Consider the following 26,554-nt stretch of genomic DNA (forward strand, 5'->3'; position numbering starts at 1 on the left):
CGCCGGGGCGACTGCCGGGCTCAGTCCTCCGCCGGGTGGACCACCTCGACGCCCTGGTCACGCAGTACTTCGACCGCGGGGGAGTCCGCGGGGGCGTCCGTGACGACGAGGGCGATCTCCTCCATGGAACAGATGCGGCCCAGCGCCGCACGGCCGATCTTGTCGGCGGTCGCGACCAGGATCACGCGCTGCGCCGAGGCGACCGCCGCACGCTTCACCTGTACGTCGTCGAGGTTGTAGGCGGTCGCTCCCTGAACGGGGTCGACACCGCAGCAGCCCAGGATGAACGTGTCGAAGCACAGGTCCTTGAAGGTCTGCACGGGTGCGTGGCCGTAGAAGGACAGCTCCTCGGGGCGCACCTGCCCGCCGGGCATCACCAGTTGGATGCCCGGGAACGCGGACAGAGTGAAGGCCGCGTGCAGTGAGAGGGGTGCGACGGTGAACTGGCGGTCCGCCATTGCCTTTGCAATGGCGACGGCCGTCGTGCCCGTGTCCAGTGCGACGGTCTCGCCGTCGGTGAGCAGTTCGACCACGGCGCGCGCGAGGCGCTCCTTCGCCCGCGATCCGGACATGGCCCGGATCGCGTAGGGGGGCTCGACGCCGCCGGGCAGGCTGCTCACGGCGCCGCCGCGCACCCGGCGCAGGGCCCCCCGGGACTCGAGTACCTCCAGGTCCCGGCGGATGGTCATCTCGGACGCCCCGGTGGCCTGGGCCAGCTCGGCCACCGTCGCGCGGTTCTGCTGCATCAGCAGTCCCACGACGAACTTGTGCCTCTCCATCACGTTCATGTGTCTGCTTTTAGCACAGATGGCGCGGCGGGGCTTCTGGTGGGCGGTTCGCACACCCAAACTGTTGAAACGAACACTGTAGATGTGTAGCGTGATCGAAACGGTGTGAACTTCATGCTGTTGTGAACGTTGATCGCGTTCATTCGGCTATGACCGATGAGGAGAGCCATGACCGCCACCACTGAGGCCGCTCTGCCGGAAGGGGGGAAGCCCCTCCTCAGCACCGTCGCGATCGTCGCGTCGTGCATGGCATTCGTGGTGATCGGCGCCCTCCAGGCGCTCTACGGTCCGGCGATCCCCGCACTGCGGGACGAATTCGGCATCAGTCCGGCCGTGGCCGGGCTCAGCCTCAGCGCGCACTTCGTCGGCGCCCTCCTCGGAGTGCTGATCTATCACCTCCTCCGGGGCCGCCTGAACAACCGGGTGCTGCTCGGCGGCTCCTACGTACTCATGGCCGTAGGCGCGGCCGTCTTCGCCTTCTCCCCGAGCTGGACCCTCGCCCTCGCCGGCACGTTCGTCATCGGCCTGGGCTTCGGCGGCATCGACTACGGCCTCAACCAGCTCTTCGCCGTCGGGTTCGGCCACCGCAGCACCGCCATGCTCAACCTGCTGAACGGGCACTTCGGCATCGGCGCCATCGCCGGCCCCGCCCTGATCGGCTGGCTCGGGGCGGACAGCTACCCGGAGATTTTCGTCGGCACCGGCGTGGTCAGCCTGCTGATCCTCGTCACCCTCGGCGGGGTGGCCCTCCGGGAGCCCGCCCCCGCCCCGGCGGAAGGCGCCCCGGCGGGCGGCGCGCGGGTGCTTCCGATCATCGCGGTGTTCATCGGGATCTACGTCCTGCACGTCGCCATCGAGACCGGCGTCGGAGGCTGGGAGCCCACCCACCTCGAAGCCGTCGGATACGGCGCCGCCACCGCCGCGACCGCGACCTCCGCCTACTGGGCCGCCCTGACCATCGGCCGGTTCGTCGCCGCGCCGATCTGCCTGCGCTGGTCCGCGCCGTCGATCCTCACTGTCTGCTGCGCCGGCATGGCCGGCTTCCTGCTCCTGGCGACCGTCCCGGCCTTCGCCCCGTACGCCTACTTCGGCGTCGGCCTGATGATCGCGCCGATCTTCCCGACCTGCCTGCCCTGGCTGAACCGCGCCGTGCCCGGCGTGGCCGCCGCCGGCGCCTATGTGATCGCCGCCTCGATGATCGGCGGCGTGGCGTTCCCGCCCCTGCTGGGTGCCGTCATCGACACGATGGAGGTGAAGACGGTGCCGCTGCTGCTGTTCCTGCTTGCCGTCGTCTGCGGCGTGCTGAGCCTGTGGCTGCGCCGCAACGCCCCTGACCCCGGCGGCGTGTCCCGCCCACGGGACCCCGGGCGTGCGGAATCCGTCACCACACTCTGAAACCCGTACAACGCAACGTGAGGAACCGAAGGATGAAAGCCGTCCTCTTCGACATGTTCGGTGTCATCGCGCGTGTCCAGGCGCCCGAGTCCATGACCGTCCTGGAACGCACGGCCGGCGGCGACCCCGACCGCTTCTGGGCGGCGTACTGGTCACAGCGGCCCCCCTATGACCGCGGCGAGGTCACCGGGCCCGGCTACTGGCAGGCGGTCTTCGCGGACCTGGGCATCCCGCTCGACCGGCGGCTGACCGAGGAGCTGACCGCCGCTGACCTCGCCAGCTGGAGCGAGGTCGACCAGCGAGCCGTGGACCTCCTCGGCGTCCTCGACGACAGGGGGTTCGTGCTCGGCCTCCTCTCCAACATTCCCGAGGACCTGGCCGTCCGGTACGAGGCCACCCAGCCGTGGCTGGAGCGGTTCGCGGTCCGTGGACTGTCCTGCCGGATCGGCAGCGCCAAGCCCGAGCCCGCCGCCTACGAGTGGTGCGTCCGCGAGCTCGGACTGCCTCCCGAGGAGATCCTGTTCGTCGACGACCGGGCCGAGAACGTGCACGCCGCACGCAAACTGGGCCTCCAAGGCCATGTGTTCACCTCGCCCGAAGGGGTGCTGGACGCGCTGGAGGCGGCGTTGACGTGACGACGCCGGCGCAGTTCTACGCCCTGTGCGCCGCCGCGCACGGCAGCTTCCCGCCACCGCGCCGCGAGACCGAGACGGGCAGGGGCCTCGCCGGCGCGATGCTGCTCCAGGGCGCGCTGGCCGGCCGGCTGGACCTGTCCGGCGACCGGGTCCGGCCGACCGGGCGGGGCCGAAACGGCGACCCGGTGCTGGACGCGTTCCTGGCGCACATCGAGGCCTCCGGCCGGGACCGGGCGCCGTCCGACTGGGTGGAACGCCTGGGTCCCGCGGCGCTCGCCGCCCCCCGCCCGGGGAGGTATCCGGGCGGGGGGCAGTCGCCCGGCGGGCGGGCCGGCATTCGGCCCTCCGAAGCGCTGAGAAGGGTGCGGCGGTCGGTGGAGGAACCCGACCGCTCCGCACCGCACGCGGTGGCCGCGGGCGCCCTGATCGCGGCGTCCGGACTGCACAACCTGTGCTGGCCCGGCCTGACCCGGGACGAGGCGTCCCGGCGCACGCTGCGGGCCGTGGCCGCGCTGGGGCCCGCGGGGCTGCCCGCCGCCCGTGCGGCGACGGCGGTGTCCCATTCCCTGAGCGGCTCCGCCGGCGCTCTCGCATTTCCCGGATAGGGAATTGGAGAATCCGGATCGTAAAAGAGATTCACATCTCCAAAAGGTCGCTTGTCAGGGCGAGTTGGGATGTGATCTTATGAAAGAGAAGGCGCCGCCGTGAGATCCCCTGTCTGCATCGGGTGAAATATCCGGGCCGCCCCCCACCGGCAGCAAGCCGTATCCCAATTCTTTTCACTTGGACGCGAGTTGCATTCCGCCGTCCATGCCTCGACGTTCTCGAACGACCCGTGTGAGAGGGACCGATGGAAACCAAGGATGTCACCGAGCACATCTATTACCCCGTCAGCGACTACAAGATGGCGCGGGGTGAGGGTGTCTACCTCTACGACGAGGACGGGAAGAGCTACCTCGACTGCGCGTCGGCCACGTTCAACCTGAGCCTGGGATACTCCCACCCGGCCGTCGTCGCCGCGATGAAGGACCAGCTCGACAAGGTGGTCCACATCACCTCCTCCTACCAGAGTGAACCGGTCAACGGCCTGGTCCAGCGGCTGGTGGAGGTTTCCCCGGACAACCTGACGAAGGTGCACCCCAAGGTCTCGGGCGGCTCGGCCGCCAACGAGGGCGCCATCAAGATGGCCCAGATGGCCACCGGCAAGTCCGAGGTCATCACGCTGTTCCGCAGTCACGTGGGACAGACGATGATGATGACGTCGATGTCGGGCAACGCGTTCCGCCGCGAGCCGTTCCCCAACCTCTTTCCCGGTACCCTCCAGGTCCCCGACCCGTACTGCTTCCGCTGCTTCTACGGGCAGAAGGAGGGCTCTTGCGGGATGATGTGCGTGGACCGGCTCGACGACTTCGTCGAATACGCCAGCTCCGGCCGGGTCGCCGCCGTCCTCATCGAGCCGATATCCGGAAACGGCGGCAACATCGTCCCGCCGGACGGCTACATGCAGAAACTGCGCGCCTTCTGCGACGAGCAGAACATCGCCCTCATATTCGACGAGATCCAGACGGGCATCGGTCGTACCGGCCACATGTTCGCGGCCCAGTACTTCGACGTCGAACCCGATGCCATCACCACGGCCAAGGGCCTCGGCGGATCGGGCGCGCAGGTCGCCGCCATCATCACCAACGAGCGGCTCGCCGGCCTCCCCGCGAACCACCACTCGTTCACCTACGGCGCCAACCTGCTGGCCGCCGCGGCGGCCAACGCCACCCTCGACATCGTGCGGCAGCCCGAATTCCTGGCGAACGTCACCCGCACCGGTGGTTACATCATGGAACGCCTCCACGACATGAAGCGCCGTTACCCGGAGATCGTGGACGTCCGCGGCGTCGGACTGATGATCGGCTTCGAGATCGCCGAAGCCGACGGCAAGCCCGCCGTGAAGCTCACCAACCACCTGGCCACCAAGGCGATGGACCACGGCCTGATCCTGCGCACCTCGCGGTACGGCTACGGCAACGTCCTCAAGATCCGCCCGCCTCTGATCCTCACCATGGACCAGGCTGAGGAGATCTGCGACAAGCTGGAGAACCTCTTCCTCGCGGAGCTGGCCCGATGACCGCCGACAACCCGATGAAGCGGCTGCTCATCTCCCTCGGGCAGCACGTCCGCGCCGAACTCCTCGCCTACGAGGCCACCGGCCGCGAACGCAGCGTGCACGGCGACTCGCCCGGCGGCGACGCCCAGTTCGACGTCGACGAGGTGGCGGAGAAGGCCGTACTGGACTACCTGCGCGAACACGCCCACGTACCTGCGGCGCTCTACACCGAGGACGGCTCCTACGTCGAGCTCGCCCCCGACCCGCAGGTCCTCCTGGTCGTCGACCCCATCGACGGCACCCGTCCCACCTCGGCCGGTCTCGAAATGGGCATGGTGTCCATCGCGGCCGCCCCCTACGGGGACGGCAAGCCCACCCTCGCCGACGTCGACGCCGCCTGCCTGGTCGAGATCAAGAGCGGTGCGTGGCTGTACGGCGACGACACCGACGGCCTCGACAGCGGCGGATTCACCACCCCGGTCCCGCGGCTGAGCCGGAACACCGACCCGACCCACATGTTCTGGTCGATCGAGTTCAACGGCCACCCGATGGACCTGATGACCCGGGCGTACGGCCACCTCGTGGACAGTTCGGCCAACACCGGCGGCATCTTCGTCTTCAACAGCAGCACCTTCTCCATCTCCCGCATCATCACCGGGCAGCTCGACGCCTACGTCGACATCGGCAACCGCATCCTGCGCGACCACCCGGACACCGAAGAGGCGTTCCTGCGCGTCGGCCGCGGCTCGATCCTGCACCTCTTCCCCTACGACATCGCCGCCGTCGTCTACCTCGCCCGGCAGGCCGGCGTCGTCATCACGGACGCCTACGGCGACGACCTCGGCGACACCTCGCTGGTGGACCTCGGCCCGATGAACCAGAAATCCTGCATCGCCGCCGCCACCCCCGAGCTCCACAAGCAACTGCTCGACACCATCCGCTGGGACCTGGGCCGCGCCGCCGCCGCGCCCGTGACGGAGGAATCATGAAGGCGCTGACGCTGACCGCAGACCGCACGCTCGCCCTCGTCGACCACCCCAAGCCGGAACCCCTGGCCGCGGACGACATCGTCATCCGCGTCACCCAGAGCGGCATCTGCGGTACCGACCGCAGCGTCCTCGTCGGCAAGTTCCCCGCCGAGACCGGTGTCGTCATGGGCCACGAGGCCGTCGGCGTCGTCGACTCCACCGGCCCGGGCGTCACCCGCTTCGCCGTCGGCGACCGGGTCATCGTCAACCCCACCCTGTACTGCGGCAACTGCCCCACCTGCGTCGAAGGCCACTGGAACTTCTGCGGCCGCAAGGCCGGCACCGAGGTCGGCCTGGACTACGACGGCTCCTTCGCCGAGTTCATCCGCCTCCCCGAGCTCTTCTTCCACGCCATCCCCGAGGACATGGACTTCGACCGCGCCGTCGTCGTCGAACCGCTCGCCTGCGCACTCAACAACATCGAGGCCGGCCGCCTGGCGGCGGGCGAGACCGCCGTCGTCGTCGGTGGCGGCCCCATGGGCGTCGTCACCGCCATGGCCGCCCAGCGGTACGGCGCCACCGTCCTCCTCGTGGAGCCCGACCCCGTACGCGGCCGGCTCGGCCAGGAGATCTTCGACACCCCCGAGTTCGGAGGCCGCGTCACCGTCCACACCCCGGACGACCCCGCCCTCACCGAGCGAGGCGACCTCGTCGTCGACTCCGTGGGCAACCTCCTGGAGCAGAGCATCGGCTACGCCGCCGTTCGCGGCCGCGTCGTCGTCATGGGCTTCAACAGCAACGCCTCCGCCACCGTCCGGCCGCTCACCCTGCTCCAGCGCGGCCTGCAGATCATCGGCGCCGGCGACTACAACAGCATGATCTTCCCCAAGGCCGTCGAGCTGGCCCGGCAGCTGCCGCTGGAGCGCGTGGTGACCCACCGCTTCGCCCTCGCCGACCACGAAGAGGCGTTCAAGGCCCTCGCCGCCGTCCCCGGCGCCGAGTACACCGCCCTGAAGGTCGTCCTCGTACCTCCGCACGAAGGGGCGGACGCATGAGCCCCACGCCGCGCACCGCACTCGCCGAGGCGCTCGTCCCCGGCACCCGCCGGCCCGTCGTCGTCGGCGAGTACCCCTACTACCGGGCCGACCCCGCCAACTGGGCCGCCAACCTGCGCGAACTGCGCGCCCTGGGCGTCGACGTCGTGTCCTGCTACCTCCCCTGGCGCTTCCACGAGACCGGCGGGCCCCTCGGCGAGGGGGGTTCCTCCTTCGACTTCACCGGGAAGACCGACCCTCAGCGCGACGTCGTCGGACTGCTGGAGCTCGCCGCGGCCGCCGGACTGGGCGTCCTCCTCAAGCCCGGCCCCTTCATCCACGCCGAGGTCCAGCTGGGCGGGCTGCCCGACCGGCTCTGCGGCCCCGGACACACCCCCTATCAGGGGCTCGACGGCACCGTCCTCACCTCCCAGGGCAAGCCGCTGCCCAGCCTCCTCGACCCGGCCGTCCAGGCCGAGACGGAGACCTGGCTGAAGGCCGTCGCCGACGAGGTCGTCGCCGGGGCCACCGCCCCCGACGGCCCCGTCGTCGCCCTCCAGCTCGGCAACGAGGGCACCTGCGGAGACGCCCACCTCCCCGTGGACGCCCAGGACGCCTCGCAGGCCGCCCGCCGCGCCTTCGCCCACTGGCTCACCGGCCGCGGCCTGACCGACGAGGCCGCCCTCGCCGCCGAGGACGTCACCCGGTGGACCAGCGCCACGCGGCAGCTGTGGTCCCGGTGGTCCGGGCACGGCATCGTCGGCCTGTGGGACCGGATCTCCGCGCTCTTCCCCGAAGGCCCGGCCCGGCTGGCCAACGTCCCCCTGACCGGGGTCACCGCACCGCGCGCCGCCTTCGACGCCTGGGCAGCCCGGCAGCGCGCCATCCAGGGCTCCGGGTACTTCGTCGGCCACACCGAATGGATCGGCAATCCGGCGCGGGAGACCGCCGCCTTCGGGTCCCACCTGGCCGGGATCCTCCTCGGCGGCACCGACGTGGTCGAGGCGAACTGGGGGTTCACCTGGACCGACGAGTCCTTCGCCCGGCCGGCGACTCCCGTCTTCAACGCCCTGCTGGCCCTCCTGCTGGGCTCCACCACCGTCGGCGTCTACACCGCCTGCGCCACGGAGAACTGGGGCCCCCTGGTCGACATGGACCCCGACGGACTGCGCGCCGAAGGTGTCGATCCCGGCCTGCACGCACCGCCGTACACCCCGGGTGCGCCGCTAGCCGAGGCCGGCTCCCACCAGGCCAACGCCGAGGGCCTGCGACTGCTGGCCGCGTTCCTCGAACGCCACGGTGACCTGCTGACCGGCAGCGTCCTGGACCGCGACGCGGTGGTCCTCGTCGACCGGGCCCTGCCCGAGACCGGGGCCTGGCAGCGCACCGGCGGCACGGTCCTCGCAGAGCTCGCCGACGCCGTGCACCGTCAACTGGCCGACTCCGGGCGGCTGATCGGTCTCGGCTGGCTCGACGAGCAGCCCGCGCCCGCCGCCGACGGCACCCCCGTCCCCGTCGCCGTGCTGCGGGCCGGGCACCCCGAGGGCGACCTCCCCGGCGAACTGAGGTTCCCGGCCGACCAGCCCGCTGGGGGCGCGGTCGCCGCGTTCGTCGCCGCGTTCGCCGCCGCGCTCCCGGCCCCGGCCGGGCCGCGCTGGACCACGGCGCACGGCCGGGCCCGCGTCCTGAGCCGCTCCGGCCCCGGCGGCGTCCGCGTCATCGGCGCGTTCAACCCCACCGACGCGGACGACCGGGTCACCGGCAGTGGTTGGACGCTGGAGCTGCCCGCTGGCTCCGCCGCGGTCCTCGTCACCCAGGACGGCGCACTCACGGGCTGGCTCGCCACCCCCGTGGAACCTTCCACCACCCCCGTCGCCCTCATCTGGGCCGGCGAAGAGGCCGACGCGAAGCGCGTCACGGCCTCCTGACACCCCGGGCGGCGGGGGAGCGTACCTGACAGCGCGCTCCCCGTCGCCCGGTCCTGGCCGGCGGCAGTTCTGCCGACGGTGTGGAGTCCGGCGCCGTGTGTGTCGCGGTCTCCTGGGGCCGGGGCGGCGGGCAAGTGCACCTGACAGCGCGCCCCCGCCGCCCGGCCCTGCCCGGTGCCGGCCCGCTGATCGGCCTTCGCCCGGCCTCGGTACCGCCGGCCGCGCGCCGCGGCCGACCCCGCAACCGGTTCTGCAAAGAACACCGGGTCCCGCGGACACCCGCCGCCGGGATCCCTCCCACGAGCGAGATGGCGTCATGAACCCGAACCCCCAGGCCCCACCCGGCCCCGTGTCGCACCTGCGCCCGGCCGGCCCGCAGACCCTCGGCATCCTGGCCGACCTCATCGCGCAGGAACAGCCCGTCTTCGCCATGCCGTCCTGGTTCGTGACCGCCGAATCCGCGCAGGCCGGCCACCTCCTCAGCGAGTTCGTCCGGGAACTGGGCGGCCGCCCGGCCGGCACCCGCTACCGCAGTTTCTTCGCCAACTCCCGCTACGAGGCCCTGCACGGCGCCGTCAAACTGCTGCGCCACCGCGCCGCCGCGACCGCCGCCGTCCACCGAGGCCGGGTCCTGGTCCTCGACCCCGAAGGCACCCTCGCCCGCCGCGCCGACCCCCTCGCCGAAGGCCCCGACCTCGCCCTCGCCCCCGGCCTCCTCACCCACACCACCGTGGACGGCCTGCGCTCCGCCCTGCAGGGCACCGGCACCTCGGTGTGCGGGCTCGTCGTACGCGCCCCCGAACTCCTCGACGACAGCGCCCGGGCCGCCGTCGCCGAACTGGCCCGCACCGCGCGCGCCACCGGAGCCCGCATCGTCGTCGACCTCAGCGACATCGCCCCGGACAGCCCGGCGGACCCCGCCGTCACCGCGCTCCGCCCCGACCTCGTCGTCCTCGGTGAATCCCTCACCGGGCACGAGGTCCCGTTCGGCGCCTTCACCGGCACCCACGACACGTTCGAGCCGTGGACCACCCCGCAGACCGGATTCCTGCATTCCAACACCTACGGCGGCAACACCGTCGCCATGCGCGCCGTCATCGCCCGGCTGCTGCCCCGCTGGGACGCCGCCGCCCCGGTGCACCGCGTCCTCGCGGCGGCCGCCGCCGACCGGCAGGCCACCCTCGACCTGTACGCCCGCCACGTCAACCCGATGGCGGCGCGCATGCAGCGCAAGCTGCACGGCGCGCTGAACGTCGTCCGCGCCAAGGGCTCCCGGCTCACCGTCCGCCTCGACTCGGGCCGCGAACTGGACCTGGTCGACGGGCTCTGCGGAGCCGGGCTCGGCGTGGCCGGCCACAACCCCGCCGATGCCCTGACCGACGTCGTACGGGGCCACGACCCGGCCCGGGACCACGTCCGCGAGCTCGAAGAGGTCCTGGCCCGGGAAACCGGCCTGCCCCACACCTTCCCCGCCGTCAGCGGCGCGTCCGCGGTGGAGAGCGCCATCACCCTGGCCCGCCTCGCCCGCCCCCGGCAGCGGCGCATCGTCGTCTTCAAGCACAACTACGGCGGCAAGACCCTCGTCTCCCTGCTGGCCACCGCCGCCGGCCGCACCCGCGCGCCCTTCGGCCCCCTCTACGACGACATCCGCTACATCGACCCCTTCACCCCGCACGCCGTCGACGAGTTCCGCGAGGAGGCGGCAGGGGGCGACATCGGACTCGTGTGGATCGAACTGGTCCACGGCAGTTCCGACGCCTACGCCGCGATCCCCGGTCCCCTCCTCGACGCCGTCACCGAGGGCCGGGCCGAGCACGGCTACCTCGTCGGCGTCGACGAGGTCCTGACGTCCTACTACCGCTGCGGCACCCGCTTCGCCCACCACGGCCGGCTCCCCGACATCGACCTCATGAGCCTGTCCAAGGCACTGAGTTACGGCTGTTTCCCCACCGGCGCCGCCCTCGTATCCGACGAGGTCCACGAGGCCGCGCGCCGGGCCAACCCGCTGCTGGTCGAGGAACTGCGCACCCACCACGCCCACGGCCTGGGCGCCCACTTCGCCCTCCAGGCCATCGGCCAGGTCGACGCCCTGGGCCTGCCCGAACGCGTCGGGGCCCTGTCGGACCTGGTGCGCGCCGGGCTCGCGGCCATGGACGACGGGCCGCGCGGAGTGGTCGGCCGCCGCTTCGCCGAGGGCATGCTCGGCCGGTTCGAACCACGCGTACCCGGAGTCCTCGGCCGCTTCGTCGACCCCGAAGGCGAGTGGATGACGTACGCCCTCATCCTCTGGTGGATCAACCGCGCCCGCGCCTTCGTCGTCTACGACGTGTTCCTGCTGCCACTGACCGCCACCGAGCGGGAGATCCGCCAGGTCATGCGCAGCGCCCGCCGGCTCTCCCGCACCGGCCCGGTCCGGCTCCTCGCCCACGCCGCCCTGTTCCGGCTGGGCCAGCGCCTGTCCGGCCGGCCGAAGCGACGTACGCCGCGCACCCGCACCCCCGCCGATTCGAGGAGCAACGCATGAGCACGCAGAACGTGGAAGTGATCCGCAGCTTCTTCCGGTTGTTCGACGAGGGCCGCCTCGCCGACATCGAGCAGCTGCTCGCCCCCGACTTCGAATGGGTCTACCACGGCCCCGCCTCGCTGCCGTGGGCCGGCGTCTACCGCGGCGTCGAGGGCTTCCGCGAGTTCTTCGCCATCGTCCGCGAGCTGATCCGGGTCCAGGAGTGCGAGGCCTACGACTACCTCGACGCCGGGGACCGGATCGTGGTGCTGGGCGTGAGCCGCACCCTCGTCCTGGCCAACGAGGCGCGCTACGAGGCCCAGTGGATGAACGTGTTCACCGTCCGCGATGGACTGATCTCCCGCTACCTCGACCTCTTCGACACCGCCAGCGTCGTCGAGGCCCTCGAACGCGGCCCGCAGGAGGTGACCCCGGCTCCGTGAACACCACCACTGACACCGCCACCACCCTCGGCGTGGCCTTCACCGCCGTGGCCCGGGCCCACCCCCACCGCACCGCGCTGGTCCGCGGCGACCTCCGGATCGGCTATGGCGAACTCGCCGCCAGGGCCGAGGCGGCCGCCCGGCTCCTCGCGGGCCGCACCGCCCCCGGCGAGCCCGTCGGGATCTGTGCCCACCGCTCGCCCGGTACGATCGCCGCCCTGCTGGGGTCGGTCCTGGCCGGGGGCGCCTACCTGCCCCTGGACCCCGACGCGCCGGACGACCGGATCCGCTCCCTCGTCCTCGACAACCACCTGCGCACCGTCTTCGCCGCCGACCGGGACGTCCCGAGGCTGCGTGCCTTCCTGCCCGCCGAAGTAATGATCCTGCCGGTCAACGAGAACGCATCGGACCCGGCCCTCGGCGCGGCGCACGCCGCCGTCCCGGAGGCCGCTGCGGGGCCGGACTCCCCGGCCTACGTCATCCACACCTCCGGCAGCACCGGCGCCCCCAAGGGCGTCCAGGTCGCGCACCGTTCCGTCCTCGCGCTGGCGCACGCCCCCGAGGCCGGACTGACCGCCGCCGACACCGTCCTCCAGCTCGCCCCGCTCCACGTGGACCCCTCCGTCTTCGAGATCTGGGGCGCCCTGCTGAACGGCGCCCGGCTCGTGCTGCCGCAGTCCGACCGGCCCGGCGTGCACGACATCGGCCGGGAGTGCGCCCGCCACGGGGTGACCGTCCTGCGGCTGGCCGCCCCGCTGTTCCGGCTGGCGATGGAGCACATCACGGCGGACCTGCGCGGGCTGCGCCTGTGCGTCTCGGGCGGTGACCGGGCCGACGCGGACGCGGTGCGGACCGCGCTGCGCGAGCTGCCCGGCTGCCGGATCGTCAACGGCTACGGGCCCACCGAGACCACGGTCTACGCCTGCTGGCAGACCTTCGACACCCCGGACGACTGGGACAGCGGCTGGCGGGACGTGCCGATCGGCCGCCCCATCGCCGGGGCCACCGCCCACGTACTGCGCCCCGACCGCACCCCCGCCGCGCCGGGCGAGGAGGGCGAACTCTGCATCGGCGGCCCGGGCGTCGCCCGGGGCTACCGCGGCAGGCCGGAGCAGACCGCCGAGCGGTTCGTCCCCGAGCCCGGCCGGCCCGAACGCACCGCCTACCTGACGGGCGACCGGGTCCGCCGGCTCCCCGGCGGCGAACTGGCCTTCCTGGGGCGCTTCGACGATCAGGTCAAGATCCGCGGCCACCGCGTCGAACCGGCCGAGGTGGAACGCGCGCTGCTGGCCCACCCCGCGGTCCGCGAGGCCGCCGTGGTCCCGTACGGCCCCACGGCCACCCGCCGACTGGCCGCCTACGTCACCCTGACACCGGGGGCAGCCCCTGCGCCGGAGGCCCCGGCGGCCCTCAGGGCCCCGGCCCCGGCCTCCCCGGCGGTCCCCGAGGCCCCGGCCGATCCGGACGCCCGGCCCGACCTGAGCGTCCCGGATTTGGATTCCCGGGCCACCTTCGGCGTCCTGGCCGACCAGGATTCCCCTGCCGCCCTCACCGTCCTGGGCGACCTGGATGCCCCGGCCGCCTTCGGTGTCCCGGCCGACCCGGACTCCTCGGCCGACCTGAGCATCCCGGCTGACCTGGGCTCCCGGGCCGCCCTTGGCGTCGAGGCCGACCCCGATGCCCGGCCCGGCCTCGGTGTCCAGGCCGCCGTGCTTACCGCCCACGTCGCCCGGATCCTGCCCGAACCGGCGGTTCCGGCCGTCGTCTCCGTGTTGCCGGAGTTGCCGACCACTGCCAACGGCAAGGCCGACCGCCGTCTGCTCGCCGCCCTCGCCCACCGCGCGGCCGCGGCGGTCCCCGGACAGGCCGGCCGGGCCCCGGCAGGCGCTGGTGCGGAGGCCGACGTCCTGCGCGCCGTTTCCGGGCACTGGGAGGCCGTCCTCGGCCGAGTCGTCGGCCCGGACACAGACTTCTTCGCCGCCGGCGGCGACTCCCTGTCCGCGATGGCGATCCTGGCCCGGCTGGAACGCGACCAGGGCGTGGCCCTGACGATCGCCGACCTGTTCACCACCTCGACCGTCCGGGCCCTGGCGGCCCGCGTGGCCTCCGCCACCGCCACCGCGGCCGTACCGCCGGAGCCCGCCCCCGACGCGGACCCCGGCCGGCTGCCGCTGTCGCCCGCCCAGGAGGGGATCTGGTTCGAGCAGGAGGCCACCGGATCCACCGACCGGTACGTCATCGGACGCGGCTACGCCGTCGACGGCCCGCTCGACCTGCCCCGGCTGCGGAACGCCCTGACTTTGCTGGGCCGGCGCCAGGCCGCCCTGCGGACCGTCGTACGGCGCGACGCAGACGGCTGGTGGCAGAGTCTGACCGCCGACCCGGGCGCCGCGCTGCGCCATACGGACCTCACCGGCCTTCCGGCCGGAGAGCGCCGGGACCGGGCCCGCACCCTGGCTGCCGAGCACCGCGCGGCCGGGCCGGACGCCGACGGCACCCGGCTGCTGCGCACCCTGGTGCTCACCCTCGACGCCCGGTGCACCCTGATTCACTTCGCCGTCCACCACGCCATCGCCGACGACTGGTCCCTGGACCTCTTCACCTCCGAACTGTCCGCCCTGTACGCGGACCCGGCCGCGGACCTGCCGCCCCTGAGCCCGGCCTACCCCGAGCACCTGCGCGACGCCCTCGAACCCCGGCCCGAACGCCTCACCGCCGCGACCCGGTTCTGGCGGGGCGCGCTCGACGGGGGAGCCGCCGGGCTCGACCTGGTCACCGACCGCCCCCGCCCCGCCGTCCTCAGCGGATCCGGCGACCGGGTACGGCTGCGGATCGGCTCCGGGCAGCGCGCCCGCCACGCCGAGGCCGCCCGCCGGCACGGCGTCAGCCCGTACATGTTCTGCCTGGCCGGCGTGTACACGGTCCTGGCCGCCCACAGCGAACGCGACACCCTCACCCTGGGCGCCCTCGCCGCCGGACGCAGCCGGGCCGGGGCACAGGACCTCGTCGGCTGCTTCGTCAACCTGCTGCCCGTCCGCGTCGAGGCGGACGCGGACGCCACGGCCGACGCCCTGCTCGCCCGTGTCCGCACCGCCTGCACCCAGGCCCTGCACCACCAGGACGTCCCCTTCCAGACCGTGGGCCGGGAACTCGCGCCGGCCACCACCGCACGGGCGGCCGTCCCCTTCCAGGCCGTCGTCAACTACCGCCAGTGCCGGCCGCGTGCGCTGGAACTGCCAGGTGCACGGACCGAGCCCTGGGACGCCGACGATCGCGACACCGCCACCTTCGAGCTGGCCTTCACCTTCGAGGAGGAGGGCGACGGCCTCGACGTCGAGGTCGAGTTCAGCACCGACCTCTACGACCGTGCCACCGCAGCGCGGCTGGCGGGCCAACTGGCCGCCGTGCTCGACCGCCTCGCGGACGGCGACCCGGCGCTGCGCGACGTCACCCTGTACGAACCGGGGGAGTACGAACGGCTGGGCCGCGCCCCGGAGCCGGGCCCACGGGCGGCGGAAACCACCCTGCCCGCCCTCGTCGCCCGGCAGGTCGCGGCCCGCCCGCACAAGACCGCGGTCGCCGACGCCGGCACCAGCCTCACCTACGCCGAACTCGACCGGCTCGCCGACTCCGTGGCCGCCCGCCTCGCCACCCGCGGGATCCGCCCCGGCGACCGCGTCGCCGTGTGCCTGGAGCGCTCCCCGTTCCTCGCCGCGACCCTCCTCGGCGTGCTCAAGACCGGAGCCGCCTACGTGCCGCTCGACCCGGCGTACCCGGCGCAGCGGCTGCGCCACTGCATCGCCGACGCCGATGCCGGCGCGCTGGTCTGCGCCAAGGACACCGCCGACACCCTGTTCGGGCCCGGCACGGAGGCATCCGGAGGACCGCCTGTCCTGGACATCGAGGCTCTCACCGCCCCCGGCGAGGCGGCCGAGCCCGCCGCGGACCCCGGCGATCCCGCCGCCCCGGCTTACGTCATCTACACCTCAGGCAGCACCGGGCGCCCCCGCGGCGTCGCCGTCTCCCACCGCGCCGTCGCCAACACCCTCCTCGCCTGCCTCGCCCGGCACCCCTTCACCGCGGACGACGTCTGGCTCCAACTCACCTCGCCCGGCTTCGACGTGGCCGCCTTCGAGCAGTTCATGCCGCTCGTCTCCGGCGCCACCCTGGTGTACGCGGACGACGCCACCCGCGCCGACGGCCCGGCCCTCACCCGAACCCTGCGCACCGCCGGAGTCACCGTGATGGTGACCGTGCCCTCCCTGCTGCGCGCCCTGGACCGTCCCGACCTGGCCGGTGTGCGCGTGCTGCTCGTCGCGGGCGAGCCCGCGGACGTCCACGACACGCGGCACTTCGCCCGGGATCGGGTCGTCATCAACGGATACGGCCCGACCGAGGCGGCGATCCTGGCCACCACGCACCGGGCCGACCCCGCGGAGGCCCGGGCCAGGGTGCCCGTGGGCACCGCCCTGTCCGGCACCGCGGCCCACGTCGTGGACCGCCACGGACGGCTCGCGGCCACCGGCGTCCCCGGCGAACTGTGGCTCTCCGGCGCCGGACTCGGCGACGGCTACCTGGGCGACCCGGAGCGGACGGGCGAGCTGTTCACCACCCATCCCGCACTCGCCGGCGCCGGACGCTGCTACCGCACCGGGGACCGCGTGCGCCGACTGCCCGACGGAGCCGTCGACTACCTCGGCCGGCTCGACCACCAGATCAAGCTGCGCGGCTTCCGCATCGAACTCGGCGAGATCGAGGCCGCGCTCGCGGAACACCCCGGCGTCAGGGAGGCCGTCGCCGTCCTCCTCGGCACCGACACCGACACCGGCACGGGCACCGGCACCGACGCCGAACTCGCCGTCGGCTACGTCGGCACCGCCGCGCCGCAGGACGCCCGCGCCCATCTGGCCCGGCTGCTCCCGGGCCACATGGTGCCCCGGCTGGCCGTACCCGTCCCCGCCATCCCGACGGGCAGCCACGGCAAGGCCGACCGGTCGGCGCTCGCCGCCCGGCTGGCCGCCCTCCGGCAGCAGCGGCTCCTCGCCGACAGCCCGGCGGACGGCCCCGCGAACGCGGCCGAGCGGCGGCTGCTCGCCCTGTGGGAGGACGTGCTGGGCGGGCCCGCGGGCTCATTGGACGAGGACTTCTTCGCGCACGGCGGCCACTCCCTGCGGGTCATCCGGCTCCTGGGCCGCATCGAGAGGGAGTTCGGCGTCCGGATCGCCGTCGCCGACTTCCTCGCCGAGCCGACCGTACGCGCGGTGGCCCGGCTGTTGCGGGGGCCCGATCCGGCGACCCTGCCGGTGGGGCCGGACGACGCGCGGCTCGACCCCGGCATCGTCTTCCCCGACCGTCCCGGCCCCTTCGACCCGAACGACGCCGTGCTGCTCACCGGGGCCACCGGGTACGTGGGAGCCCACGTCCTGGCCGAACTGCTGGACCGCACCACGGGCCCGGTCCTGTGCCTGGTCCGCGCCGCCGACACGGACGCCGCCCGCAGGCGTTTGGCCGCCGCCCTGCGCCGCCACGGGCTGCGCGGTGACGCCTCGGACCCGCGGATCGTGCCCGTACCCGGGGACCTGTCCCGGCCCGGCCTGGGTCTCGACGCCACCCACCAGGAGCAGGTCCTGCGGGCGAAGACCCTCCTCCACCTGGGCGCCGAGGTCCACCACGTGTCCGGCTTCCACCACCTGGCCGCCCCCAATGTCGGCGGCACCGCCGAACTCCTGCGGATCTGCGCACAGGGCCGCCCGGCCCGCCTGCACCACGTCTCCACCCTGGGCGTGTTCCGGGACGGACCCGGCGGCACCCGCCCGCGCACCATCACCGAGGCCACCTCGGCCGCCGGCGAACGGCATCCGCGCGGTCGCGGCTACGCCGCCGCCAAGTGGGCCGCGGAGCACCTCGTCGCACAGGCCCTCGAACGCGGCGCCGACGCCCGGATCTACCGGCTCGGCCGAGCCGGAGGCAGTACGACGGGCGCCATCAGCGAGGACGACTTCCTCAGCCGGCTCCTCGTCACCTCCACCACCCTCGGCTGCCACCCCGACGACCCCAGGCTCGCCACCGACGCACTGCCCGTGGACACCATGGCCCGGGCCCTGGTCGCGCTGGCCCTCGCCGACGGCGCCCCGGGCACCGTCCACCACCTGCACCACCCCCGGCGGACCCCGCTGGCCGAGCTGATCGCCGTTCTCGACCGCCGCACGGGCCGGACCACCCCGGCGGTTCCGCTGGACACCTGGCTCGGCCGCCTGGCCGACGCCGAGGCCCGCGGCACCGCGCTGCCCGCCCTCGCCTACCGCGAGTACTTCCGGGACTTGTGCGACCGCCCGGACGCCCGCCTCCCCGACCACCGCAACGACGCCACCCTCGCCGCCCTGCGGGCCCACGGCATCACCCCGCCCGCCCTGGACGACGCCCTCGTCGGCCGCTGGTGGCGGAAACTCGACCGGAGCACCCGCGATGACTGACCCGACGACCGACCCGACGACCGACCCGACGACCGACCCGATTGCCGACCCGATGACCGGCCCGGCTTCCGACCCGCACTACCCCATGGACCGGCAGTGCCCGTTCGCCCCGCCCCGGGAGGCCACCGACATCCGCGACGCGGGCACCGTGCCCCGCGTGACGCTGTGGAACGGGGTCCGCCCCTGGCTGTTCACCGGCTTCGACGACGCCCGTACCGTACTGTCCGACCCCCGGTTCAGCGCGGACAAGAGCCGCCACGGCTACCCGCTGTCCAGCGCCGTCGCCCTTGCCGAGACCGCCGTCGAACCGACCCTGCTCGTCATGGACAACCCGCGCCACGACGCCGTACGGCGCCTGGTGCTCGGCGAGTTCACCGTGAAACGGGCCGAGCGGTGGCGCCCCGCCGTGCGCGCCGTCATCGACGACTGCCTGGACCGGATGCTCCGCGGCACAGAGGCCGACCTCGTGGCCGACCTGGCCCTGCCCGTCGCGCTCACCGTCATCTGCGAATTCCTCGGGGTGCCCTTCGAGGACCGCGAACTCTTCCGCGGCCTGACCCACACCATGAACGTCGTCGCCGGCACCACCGAGAGCGCCGCCGCCGCCCGGCAGGCCCTCCAGGACTACCTGGAGGAGCTCGTCGCCGCCACCGAACGGGAACCGCGCGACGGCTTCATCGGCCGCATGGCAGCCCGGCACCTGCCCGACGGGACCATGACGCGGCCCCAACTCGCCGCGATGGCCCTGCTGCTGCTCACCGCCGGCCACGACACCACCGCCAACATGATCTCCCTCGGGGTGCTGACGCTGCTGCGCCACCCCGGCCACTTCGCCGCCCTCGGCACGGACGACGACCCCGAGCTGCTCTCCGACACCGTCGAGGAGATGCTGCGCCACCTCACCGTGGTCCAGCGCGGCATCCGCCGGATCGCCGTCGAGGACGTCGAGGTCGGCGACCGGCTCGTCCGGGCCGGGGAGGGCGTCATCGCCGCCATCAACGTCGCCAACCGGGACCCCGAACGCTTCCCCGCCGGCGAGGAGTTCGACCCCGCCTCCCGCGCGCACGGCCACCTCGCCTTCGGCTACGGGCCCCACCAGTGCATGGGCCAGTCGCTGGCCCGGGTGGAGCTCCAGGAGGTCTACGCCGCCGTGGCCCGCCGGATCCCGACGCTGCGCACGGCTGTGCCCGTCGAGGAGATCCGCTTCAAGTCCGACATGGCCGTGTACGGGGTGCACGCCCTTCCCGTGACCTGGTGACCCCGCTGCCGCCCGCCGCCCGTCCCCCCGCACCGAAGGAGCCGACCCTGTGAAGGTCACCCTCGATCCCGAGCGCTGTGTCGGCGCCGGCCACTGCGTCCTGTCCGCCGCCACGGTCTTCGACCAGGACGAGACCGACGGCATCGTCCTGCTGCTGGACCCGGAACCGGCCGAGCACCTCGCCGCCGCCGTCCACGAGGCCGCCGACCTGTGCCCCGCCCGGGCGATCCTCGTCACCGGGGCCGACGGGCGGCCGGCATGACCACCGCTCTGCTGGCCGCCCTGCGCGCCGCCCTCGACGGCGGCGGCGTCCTGGTCACCGACCCGGACGCCACCATCGGCTATGCCCACGACATGATGCCGCTCGCCCCGTACGGCCGGCCGCTCGCGGTGGTCCTGCCCGCCTCGGCCGAGCAGGTGCAAGCATGCGTGCGGGCCTGCGCGGCGGCCGGCGTCCCGATCGTTCCCCGGGGCGCCGGAACGGGCCTGACCGGCGCCGCCAACGCCGTCGACGGCTGCGTCGTCCTGGCCACCACGCGGATGAACCGGATCCTCGAACTCGACCCGGACAACCGGATCGCCGTAGTCGAACCCGGCGTCGTCAACCAAGACCTGAAGACGGCCGCAGCCGCCCACGGCCTGTACTACCCGCCCGACCCCTCCAGCCTCGACACGTGCACCCTCGGCGGGAACCTGGCCACCAACGCGGGCGGCCTGTGCTGCGGCAAGTACGGGGTCACCGGCGACTACGTCCTCGGCCTGGACGCGGTCCTCGCCGACGGCTCCCTCCTGCGCACCGGCCGCCGCACCGTCAAGGGCGTCGCGGGCTACGACCTCACCCGCCTCCTCGTCGGCAGCGAGGGCACCCTCGGGGTCATCACGCGGGCCACTCTCGCCCTGCGCCCGCTGCCCTCCGCGCCCGGCACCGTCATCGCGGCCTTCGACTCGGTGGCCCGGGCGGGAGCCAGCGTCAACCGGATCGTCCGGGCCGGCCTCGTGCCCTCCCTCATGGAAATCATGGACGCGACCTCCCTGCGGGCCTCGTCCGCCTACCTCGGCACCGAGCTCGCCGGCGAAGGCGACCAAGCCCTGCTGCTCTGCCAGTCCGACGCGCCGGAAGGCACCCGCGAAGCCGAACTCGACCAGATGGAACGCGTGTTCCGGCAAGCCGGCGCGGTGTACACGCACGCCACGCAGGACGCGGCGGAGGGCGCCCTGCTGCTGCGTGCCCGCCGGGTGAGCCTCGCCGCCCTCGAAGCCCGGGGCGCCTGCATGACCGAGGACGTGGCCGTGCCCCGCACCCTCATCGCCGATCTGATCGAGGGCTGTACGCGGATCGGCGCCGACGCGGGGCTGACCGTCGCGGTCGTCGGCCACGCGGGCGACGGCAACATGCACCCCACGGTCCTCTACGACGGCGACGACGCCGAGCAGTACGCCCGCGCCCGGACGGCGTTCGACGCGATTCTGGCCCTCGCCCTGTCCCTCGGCGGCACCATCACCGGCGAGCACGGAGTCGGCAAGCTCAAGCAGGACTGGCTGGAACGCGAACTGGGCCCGGTCGCCCTGCGCGTGCACCGCGACCTCAAGGACGCCCTCGACCCGGCAGGCCTGTTCAACCCCGGCGCCGTGTTCGCCCGGCGGCCGGCCGGGACCCGCCGTGCCGGCTGAGACCCTGCGGACGGTGGCCGGGCTCGCCCCGCCCCTGCGGACCCTGTTCCTCACCACCCTGCTCTTCCGCACCGGCACCATGGCCTACCCCTTCCTCACCCCGTACCTGCTGGGCCGCGGAGGTCTGGACGCGGCCGAGGCGGGCCTGGCCGTCACCACCTTCGGGGTCGGCGCCCTCGCCGCGGACCTGGCCGCCGGACGGCTCCTCGCGAGGCTGCACCCGTACGCCCTGATGAGGGGCGGCTTCCTGCTGGGCGCCGCCGCGGTCGCGGTGATGCCGCTGCTGAACGGCCTGCCCGCGCTCATCACGGTGGTGCTGATCTGGGGGTTCGCGTACGAGATCGTCACCCCGGCGGCCTACGCGGCCACGATCGCCGGGTCACCGCCCGAGCAGCGCAAGGTCGCCTTCTCCTGCTACCGGCTCGCCATCAACCTCGGACTGTCGGCCGGCCCGCTCCTCGGGGCCCTGCTCTACGCCCTCGACCCGTACGCCGTGTTCTGGGCCAACGCCCTGTGCGTCCTGGCGGCTGCGGCGTTCCTGCACCGCCGCGGCGAACGCCGGCCCGCCGCCGGACCGGACACCGCCGCCGGCGGCCCGGGCCACGAGACCCGCCCGCGCGGCCCGGTCCGGCAGACGACGGCCGAACGCACCCGGTTCTGGAGCGTGTTCGGCCTCTCGCTACCCATCCAGCTGGCCTACGCGCTGCCCTCGGTCTTCGTCGGCGCCTACGTCATCGTCGGCCTCGGCCTGCCCGGCTACTGGGCCGGCGTCGTCTTCACCGTCAACGCCGTCGGGATCGTCCTGTTCGAGGTCCCGCTCAACCTCCGCATGGCACGCGTCGGACACCTGGCGACGCTGCTGAGCGGCTACGCGCTCGCGGGCACCGGGTTCCTGCTCATGGCCCTGGCCGACACCGGGCCGGAGCTGGTGCTCGCCACCCTCGTGTGGACGGCCGGGGAGATCGTCGTCTTCCCCGGACTGCTCGACTACGTCAGCCGGCTCTCCGGCCCGGCCGCCGACCGCAACATGGGCCTGTACTCCGGCGGCGTCAACCTGGCCTTCATCGCGGCCCCGCAACTCGCCCTGCACCTCTCGGCCCCCGGCCACCCCGGCGCCCCGTGGGCGGCCGCCGGAGCGGCGGTCTGCGCCGCCTGCCTGCTGCTGCTCGCGGCCCGCACCAACCCGTACACCTGGCACAAGGAGGAACCGTGCTCAAGCGTGACCTGACCCCCTTCATCGGCGTCGAGTACAGCGGACTCACCCACGCCGAACTCACCCGCCCGGAGGTCTTCGCCGACGTCGTCGACTCCCTGCACCGGCGCGACCTCGTCGTCGTCCGCGGCATCGAACTCACCCCCCGGCAGCAGATCGGCCTCGCCGCCCGCATCGGCCGCCCCGTCCCCTTCCTCCTCGCCGACTGGCGCCACCCCGAGTTCGCCGAGATCCTCGTCTCCTCCAACGAGCGCAAGGACGGCCTGCCGGTCGGGATCGAGCGGGTCGGCCACTTCTGGCACCAGGACTCCTCCTTCGACGCCGACCCCTCCGCCTACACCGTGCTGCACGGCGTCCACGTGCCCGAGGACCACGGCCACACCGTCTTCGCGAGCGCCGCCGACGTCTACGACCGGCTGCCCGAGCAGTGGCGCACCTTCCTGGAGGACCGCGTCGGGCTGCACACCCTCACCAAACAGCAGCGCATCGCCCCCGAGCACGTGGGCCTGTCCATCGCCGAGGTACGGGCCCTCATCGCCCGCCAGTACCCGGCCGTCGAACACTCCGTCGTCCGCCGCGACCCGCACACCGGCCGCCGCTTCCTGTACGCCGCCCGCGCCTACATGGACCGGGTCGTGGGCCTCGACGCCAACGAGAACGAGGCGTTCTTCGACCTCGTCGACACCCTCCTGGCCGACCCCGACCGGACCTACACCCACCGCTGGACCCCGCACGACCTGCTGCTGTGGAAGACCGCCACCACCTACCACGTCGCCACCGACCTGCCGCCCGGCGTCTCCCGGACCGTCCACCGCGTCAGCGTCGCCGCCGCGTGAGCGGGCCCCGGCACCCGGCCGACGGCCCCCGCCCGCCCACGAAGAGAGGACCCGCGATGCCCACCGCCCCCGACCACCCCGGCCACCACGCACACCCGTACGCCGTTCCGCACGACCGGCGGGGCACAACGCCCGTCGGCGTGATCGTCGACGGCTACTCGGTCGGCAAGTACCTGCCCGCCGCCTTCCGCAAGCTCGGCGCGGACGTCGTACACCTCCAGAGCACCCCCGAGTTCCTGGACTGCGTACCCCCGCCGGACCTGCGCCCGTACCTGGCCAACGTGGTCCAGGACGAGGCCGACCCCGCCCGTACGGTGAAGGAGCTGGCCTCCTACCACCCCTGCGGGGTGCTCCCCGGCCAGGAGACCGGTGTCCCGCCGGCCGACCGGACGGCTGAACTGCTGGGCCTGCCCGGCAACCCCTCGGCCACCTCCGCGCTGCGCCGCGACAAGTACCGCATGATCGAGGCACTGCGCGCCGCCGGCATCCGCTGCGCCGACCAGCTGAAGACCGACGACGTGGCGGAAGTACTCGCTTGGGCGCGGACCACCGGATACCCGGTCGTCGTCAAACCGCTCAGCTCGGCCTCCACCGACAAGGTCTCCGTCTGCCGAGGCCCGGACGAGGTCCGCGCCGCCGCCGCCGAGATCCTCGGAAGCCAGGACATCTTCGGCCGGCACAACGACGAGCTGCTCGCCCAGTCCTTCCTGGACGGCACCGAATACATCGTGGACGTCGTCCGAGGTCCCGGCGGCGCACGGCATGTCTGCGGCGTCTGGCGCTACGACAAGACCCTCGTCGGCACCCGGCCGGTCTACGACCGGGACGTTCTGATCGACCCCGACGCGCCACAGGTCGAACCCCTCGTCACCTATCTGGACACCGTCCTCGACGCCCTGGACATCCGGTTCGGCGCCGCCCACGCGGAGATCATGATGACCGCCACCGGGCCGGTACTCGTCGAGGTGGGCGCGAGGCTCGACGGCATCATGGACCCGGGACACCACGACTCCTGCCTCGACGGGAACCAGGCCGACCTGCTCGCACTCGCCTGCGTACGCCCCGAGGAGTACCGGCGCGAACACCCCGGCGACACCCTGTACCGCAAGCACCGGGAGGGGATGGTCGTCCACGTGCGGACCACCCGCGGCGGGCTCGTCGAGGCCGTCGACGAGGACGCCCTGGCCCGCATCCGTGCCCTGGAAACGGTGCACCTGGCCGTGCCCCGGCTGGCCCCGGGCGACCGGATGCGCCCCACCGTCGACCTGCTGTCCAGCCCGCTGCGCGTCTTCCTGACCGGCGACAGCCAGGAGCGGCTCCTCGCCGACCACCGCCGCATCCGGCTGCTGGCCGACGACGTGTTCCGACTCGCCCCGAACTGACTGCGACCGCATACTCCGAGGAGCCCCATGGGTGTTGCCATCAGAGCCGACCTGGCCGCCGTGCCCGACTACAACATTCCCGGCACGGCGCCCGACGCCATCGTGCTCAACTCCAACGAGGGGCCGCTGCCGCCCCCGCCCGCCGTCATCGAGGCCATCACCCGCGCCGCCGTCGAAGGCCACCGCTACCCGCAGTGGTTCTCCGACACCCTGGTCGGCCGCCTGGCCGACGACCTGGCCGTCCCCGAGGAGGGGATCACCGTCGGCTGCGGGTCGGTGAGCCTCTGCCGCGACCTCATCCAGGCGTTCTGCGGCCCGGGCGACGAAGTCCTGTGCGCCTGGCGGTCCTTCGACGCCTATCCGGTCTTCGCCAGGGTCGCCGGAGTACGCGCCCGCACCGTCCCCCTGGACGCCGGACACAGGCACGACCTGGAGGCGATGCTCGCCGCCGTCACCCGCGACACCCGCGTCGTCTTCGTCTGCAACCCCAACAACCCCACCGGGACCGCGGTCCGGGGCCGCGAACTGCGCGACTTCCTCGACCGCCTCCCCGACCGGGTCCTGGTCGTACTCGACGAGGCGTACCGGGAGTTCGTCGACGATCCCGACGTGCCCGACGGCATCGCACTGGCCCGGCACCGCCCGAACGTGGCCGTGCTGCGCACCTTCTCGAAGGCGTACGGGCTTGCCGGCGTGCGCATCGGCTACTGCGTGGCCGCGCCGGCCGTGGTGTCCGCCGTCCACAAGGTGGCCGTCCCCTTCGCGGTCAGCAGGCTCGCCCAGGCCGCCGCCCTCGCCGCACTCGACCGCCCCGAGGAGGTGCGCTCGCGCTCCGCGGCGATCGTCCGCGAACGGCAGCGTCTGCAGTTCCTGTTGACCCGCGACGGCCACTCGGTGACCCCTTCGCAGGCCAACTTCGTATGGCTGCCGCTGGGGGAGGAGGCCGGCGATTTCGCCGACTTCTGCGCCCGCCGCGGCGTGCTCGTCCGGGCCTTCCCCGGCGACGGCGTCCGCGTCACCGTCGGTCTGCCGGAGGAGAACGACGCCTTCCTCTCCGCGGCCGCCCGTTACCGGGGCCGCCGGTCATCGGCAACCCGGGTCGACCGTCTCCGATAGCCGGGCCGGAGAGCTCCCTGCGCCGCCAGGTGAGTATTCCGCTGTGCAAGCAGCTGCCCGAGGCGTGCGCACGGACTACGCCATGGACCGGGTAAGGATGAAGGAGGGAGGTCAGGCCGACACCTTCGCTGCGACGCACAAAGCCACCGGAATCCAAGTCGCCTCAATGCCCACCCCACTACATTGAGTGGCGCCCAGGGCCACACCGCATCCACCTGAGGGAGCTCGGCGCGTGCCGGGCTCCCTCTGTGTTTCCCTCCCGGCAGCCGTTACGAGACAGCACCGCTGTCCGGGCCCGGCGTCAGTGTGACGGGTCGGACACTTCCTTGTTCTTCCACACGGTGGTCAGCACGACCTCGGTGAACTTCCAGGCGCCATTCTCGCTCCGCAGCTTGTTGTCGTACCACCCGAGAACGAGCAGTAGTCGGTCTTCGGGTTCTCCTTGGGCACGTGCGGAGCCTGGACGGGGCAATGGGTGACCGCCGTGTCCCCCGAGACCTCGATCTGTGGTTTGGAGCTCAGGTGCTGGGTGCGCTCGAAGCGCCCCAGGCCGCCGGAGGCTCCGGCCGGGGACGAGGTGGCCACGCACACGTCCGCGCTGCACTCGCTGCCCCAAGCCCGCTTCGCCGCCCCGGACGCGGAATCGGGCCGAGGCCTGCTCCTCGTCGACTCCCTCGCCAAATCCTGGGGCACAGTACCCACCGCGGAGGGCAAGGCGGTCTGGTTCTCCCTGCCACTTCCCTCCCCGCGTCGCTGACGGCGAGCGCCGGCCATCGGACGTGCGCTCAGTTCGGTCGCACCAGTTGGCGATCT

The 26,554-nt window shown here is 73.2% G+C and carries 19 protein-coding genes; 18 read left to right on the forward strand and 1 reads right to left on the reverse strand.

All coding sequences use genetic code 11. From position 1 onward, the window contains the following. Positions 1-20: 20 nt before the first annotated feature. Positions 21-788, reverse strand: a complete 768-nt coding sequence (locus tag ACWGIF_RS00850) for a DeoR/GlpR family DNA-binding transcription regulator (RefSeq protein ID WP_453488924.1) — start codon at positions 786-788, stop codon at positions 21-23. 168 nt (positions 789-956) lie between these two features. On the opposite strand from ACWGIF_RS00850, the gene ACWGIF_RS00855 reads away from it, so the two are divergent. The 18 genes from ACWGIF_RS00855 to ACWGIF_RS00940 all read left to right on the forward strand — a co-directional run bounded on the left by ACWGIF_RS00855 (position 957) and on the right by ACWGIF_RS00940 (position 26,498). After that, positions 957-2,183 carry an MFS transporter gene (locus ACWGIF_RS00855; protein WP_453488927.1) on the forward strand — a complete coding sequence of 409 codons (1,227 nt, stop codon included), beginning with the start codon at positions 957-959 and terminating at the stop codon, positions 2,181-2,183. 32 nt (positions 2,184-2,215) lie between these two features. Next, positions 2,216-2,818 (forward strand): HAD family hydrolase, encoded by a 603-nt coding sequence (locus tag ACWGIF_RS00860; protein ID WP_453488930.1) that lies wholly within the window; start codon positions 2,216-2,218, stop codon positions 2,816-2,818. Next, a complete protein-coding gene (locus ACWGIF_RS00865) occupies positions 2,815-3,423 on the forward strand; it encodes a GPP34 family phosphoprotein (RefSeq protein WP_453488933.1) in 609 nt (202 codons plus the stop codon). Before ACWGIF_RS00860 ends, ACWGIF_RS00865 begins: the two co-directional genes overlap by 4 nt. A gap of 245 nt (positions 3,424-3,668) precedes the next feature. Further along, positions 3,669-4,937 (forward strand): aspartate aminotransferase family protein, encoded by a 1,269-nt coding sequence (locus tag ACWGIF_RS00870; RefSeq protein WP_453488935.1) that lies wholly within the window; start codon positions 3,669-3,671, stop codon positions 4,935-4,937. Next, positions 4,934-5,905 (forward strand): inositol monophosphatase family protein, encoded by a 972-nt coding sequence (locus ACWGIF_RS00875; protein WP_453488938.1) that lies wholly within the window; start codon positions 4,934-4,936, stop codon positions 5,903-5,905. The genes ACWGIF_RS00870 and ACWGIF_RS00875 overlap by 4 nt, the downstream gene beginning before the upstream one ends. Further along, positions 5,902-6,939 carry a zinc-dependent alcohol dehydrogenase gene (locus tag ACWGIF_RS00880; RefSeq protein ID WP_453488941.1) on the forward strand — a complete coding sequence of 346 codons (1,038 nt, stop codon included), beginning with the start codon at positions 5,902-5,904 and terminating at the stop codon, positions 6,937-6,939. The genes ACWGIF_RS00875 and ACWGIF_RS00880 overlap by 4 nt, the downstream gene beginning before the upstream one ends. Further along, positions 6,936-8,846, forward strand: a complete 1,911-nt coding sequence (locus tag ACWGIF_RS00885; RefSeq protein ID WP_453488944.1) for a beta-galactosidase — start codon at positions 6,936-6,938, stop codon at positions 8,844-8,846. Before ACWGIF_RS00880 ends, ACWGIF_RS00885 begins: the two co-directional genes overlap by 4 nt. Positions 8,847-9,162: 316 nt before the next feature. Continuing rightward, entirely contained in the window at positions 9,163-11,370 is a 2,208-nt protein-coding gene (locus ACWGIF_RS00890; RefSeq protein ID WP_453488946.1) for an aminotransferase class III-fold pyridoxal phosphate-dependent enzyme, read from the forward strand. Beyond that, a complete protein-coding gene (locus ACWGIF_RS00895) occupies positions 11,367-11,792 on the forward strand; it encodes a nuclear transport factor 2 family protein (protein WP_453488949.1) in 426 nt (141 codons plus the stop codon). The genes ACWGIF_RS00890 and ACWGIF_RS00895 overlap by 4 nt, the downstream gene beginning before the upstream one ends. Then, entirely contained in the window at positions 11,789-18,265 is a 6,477-nt protein-coding gene (locus ACWGIF_RS00900; protein ID WP_453488952.1) for an amino acid adenylation domain-containing protein, read from the forward strand. The genes ACWGIF_RS00895 and ACWGIF_RS00900 overlap by 4 nt, the downstream gene beginning before the upstream one ends. Continuing rightward, positions 18,258-19,523, forward strand: coding sequence for a cytochrome P450 (locus ACWGIF_RS00905; RefSeq protein ID WP_453488955.1), 1,266 nt, complete (start codon positions 18,258-18,260; stop codon positions 19,521-19,523). Before ACWGIF_RS00900 ends, ACWGIF_RS00905 begins: the two co-directional genes overlap by 8 nt. 49 nt (positions 19,524-19,572) lie before the next feature. Further along, positions 19,573-19,785, forward strand: coding sequence for a ferredoxin (locus ACWGIF_RS00910; protein ID WP_453488958.1), 213 nt, complete (start codon positions 19,573-19,575; stop codon positions 19,783-19,785). Beyond that, positions 19,782-21,194: an FAD-binding oxidoreductase gene (locus ACWGIF_RS00915; RefSeq protein WP_453488961.1), complete on the forward strand. Its 1,413-nt coding sequence runs from the start codon at positions 19,782-19,784 to the stop codon at positions 21,192-21,194. The genes ACWGIF_RS00910 and ACWGIF_RS00915 overlap by 4 nt, the downstream gene beginning before the upstream one ends. Continuing rightward, positions 21,184-22,422: an MFS transporter gene (locus ACWGIF_RS00920; protein ID WP_453488964.1), complete on the forward strand. Its 1,239-nt coding sequence runs from the start codon at positions 21,184-21,186 to the stop codon at positions 22,420-22,422. The genes ACWGIF_RS00915 and ACWGIF_RS00920 overlap by 11 nt, the downstream gene beginning before the upstream one ends. Further along, the gene (locus tag ACWGIF_RS00925; RefSeq protein ID WP_453488967.1) at positions 22,404-23,243 is read left to right on the forward strand and encodes a TauD/TfdA dioxygenase family protein; all 840 of its coding nucleotides are present in this window, start codon (positions 22,404-22,406) and stop codon (positions 23,241-23,243) included. The genes ACWGIF_RS00920 and ACWGIF_RS00925 overlap by 19 nt, the downstream gene beginning before the upstream one ends. Positions 23,244-23,299: 56 nt before the next feature. Then, a complete protein-coding gene (locus ACWGIF_RS00930; RefSeq protein ID WP_453488970.1) occupies positions 23,300-24,625 on the forward strand; it encodes an ATP-grasp domain-containing protein in 1,326 nt (441 codons plus the stop codon). Between the two features lie 27 nt (positions 24,626-24,652). Then, positions 24,653-25,741 carry a histidinol-phosphate transaminase gene (gene hisC, locus ACWGIF_RS00935; RefSeq protein WP_453488973.1) on the forward strand — a complete coding sequence of 363 codons (1,089 nt, stop codon included), beginning with the start codon at positions 24,653-24,655 and terminating at the stop codon, positions 25,739-25,741. Between the two features lie 475 nt (positions 25,742-26,216). Then, positions 26,217-26,498, forward strand: a complete 282-nt coding sequence (locus tag ACWGIF_RS00940; RefSeq protein WP_453488975.1) for an ATP-binding protein — start codon at positions 26,217-26,219, stop codon at positions 26,496-26,498. The last annotated feature ends 56 nt before the right edge of the window (positions 26,499-26,554 follow it).

It is taken from the genome of Streptomyces sp. NPDC054849 (genome assembly GCF_053610945.1).

Coding starts and splice junctions, on each gene's coding strand:
- ACWGIF_RS00850 (WP_453488924.1), bottom strand. CDS start 788: ATGAACGTGATGGAGAGGCACAAGTTCGTCGTGGGACTGCTGATGCAG.
- ACWGIF_RS00855 (WP_453488927.1), top strand. CDS start 957: ATGACCGCCACCACTGAGGCCGCTCTGCCGGAAGGGGGGAAGCCCCTC.
- ACWGIF_RS00860 (WP_453488930.1), top strand. CDS start 2,216: ATGAAAGCCGTCCTCTTCGACATGTTCGGTGTCATCGCGCGTGTCCAG.
- ACWGIF_RS00870 (WP_453488935.1), top strand. CDS start 3,669: ATGGAAACCAAGGATGTCACCGAGCACATCTATTACCCCGTCAGCGAC.
- ACWGIF_RS00875 (WP_453488938.1), top strand. CDS start 4,934: ATGACCGCCGACAACCCGATGAAGCGGCTGCTCATCTCCCTCGGGCAG.
- ACWGIF_RS00880 (WP_453488941.1), top strand. CDS start 5,902: ATGAAGGCGCTGACGCTGACCGCAGACCGCACGCTCGCCCTCGTCGAC.
- ACWGIF_RS00885 (WP_453488944.1), top strand. CDS start 6,936: ATGAGCCCCACGCCGCGCACCGCACTCGCCGAGGCGCTCGTCCCCGGC.
- ACWGIF_RS00890 (WP_453488946.1), top strand. CDS start 9,163: ATGAACCCGAACCCCCAGGCCCCACCCGGCCCCGTGTCGCACCTGCGC.
- ACWGIF_RS00895 (WP_453488949.1), top strand. CDS start 11,367: ATGAGCACGCAGAACGTGGAAGTGATCCGCAGCTTCTTCCGGTTGTTC.
- ACWGIF_RS00905 (WP_453488955.1), top strand. CDS start 18,258: ATGACTGACCCGACGACCGACCCGACGACCGACCCGACGACCGACCCG.
- ACWGIF_RS00915 (WP_453488961.1), top strand. CDS start 19,782: ATGACCACCGCTCTGCTGGCCGCCCTGCGCGCCGCCCTCGACGGCGGC.
- ACWGIF_RS00930 (WP_453488970.1), top strand. CDS start 23,300: ATGCCCACCGCCCCCGACCACCCCGGCCACCACGCACACCCGTACGCC.
- hisC (WP_453488973.1), top strand. CDS start 24,653: ATGGGTGTTGCCATCAGAGCCGACCTGGCCGCCGTGCCCGACTACAAC.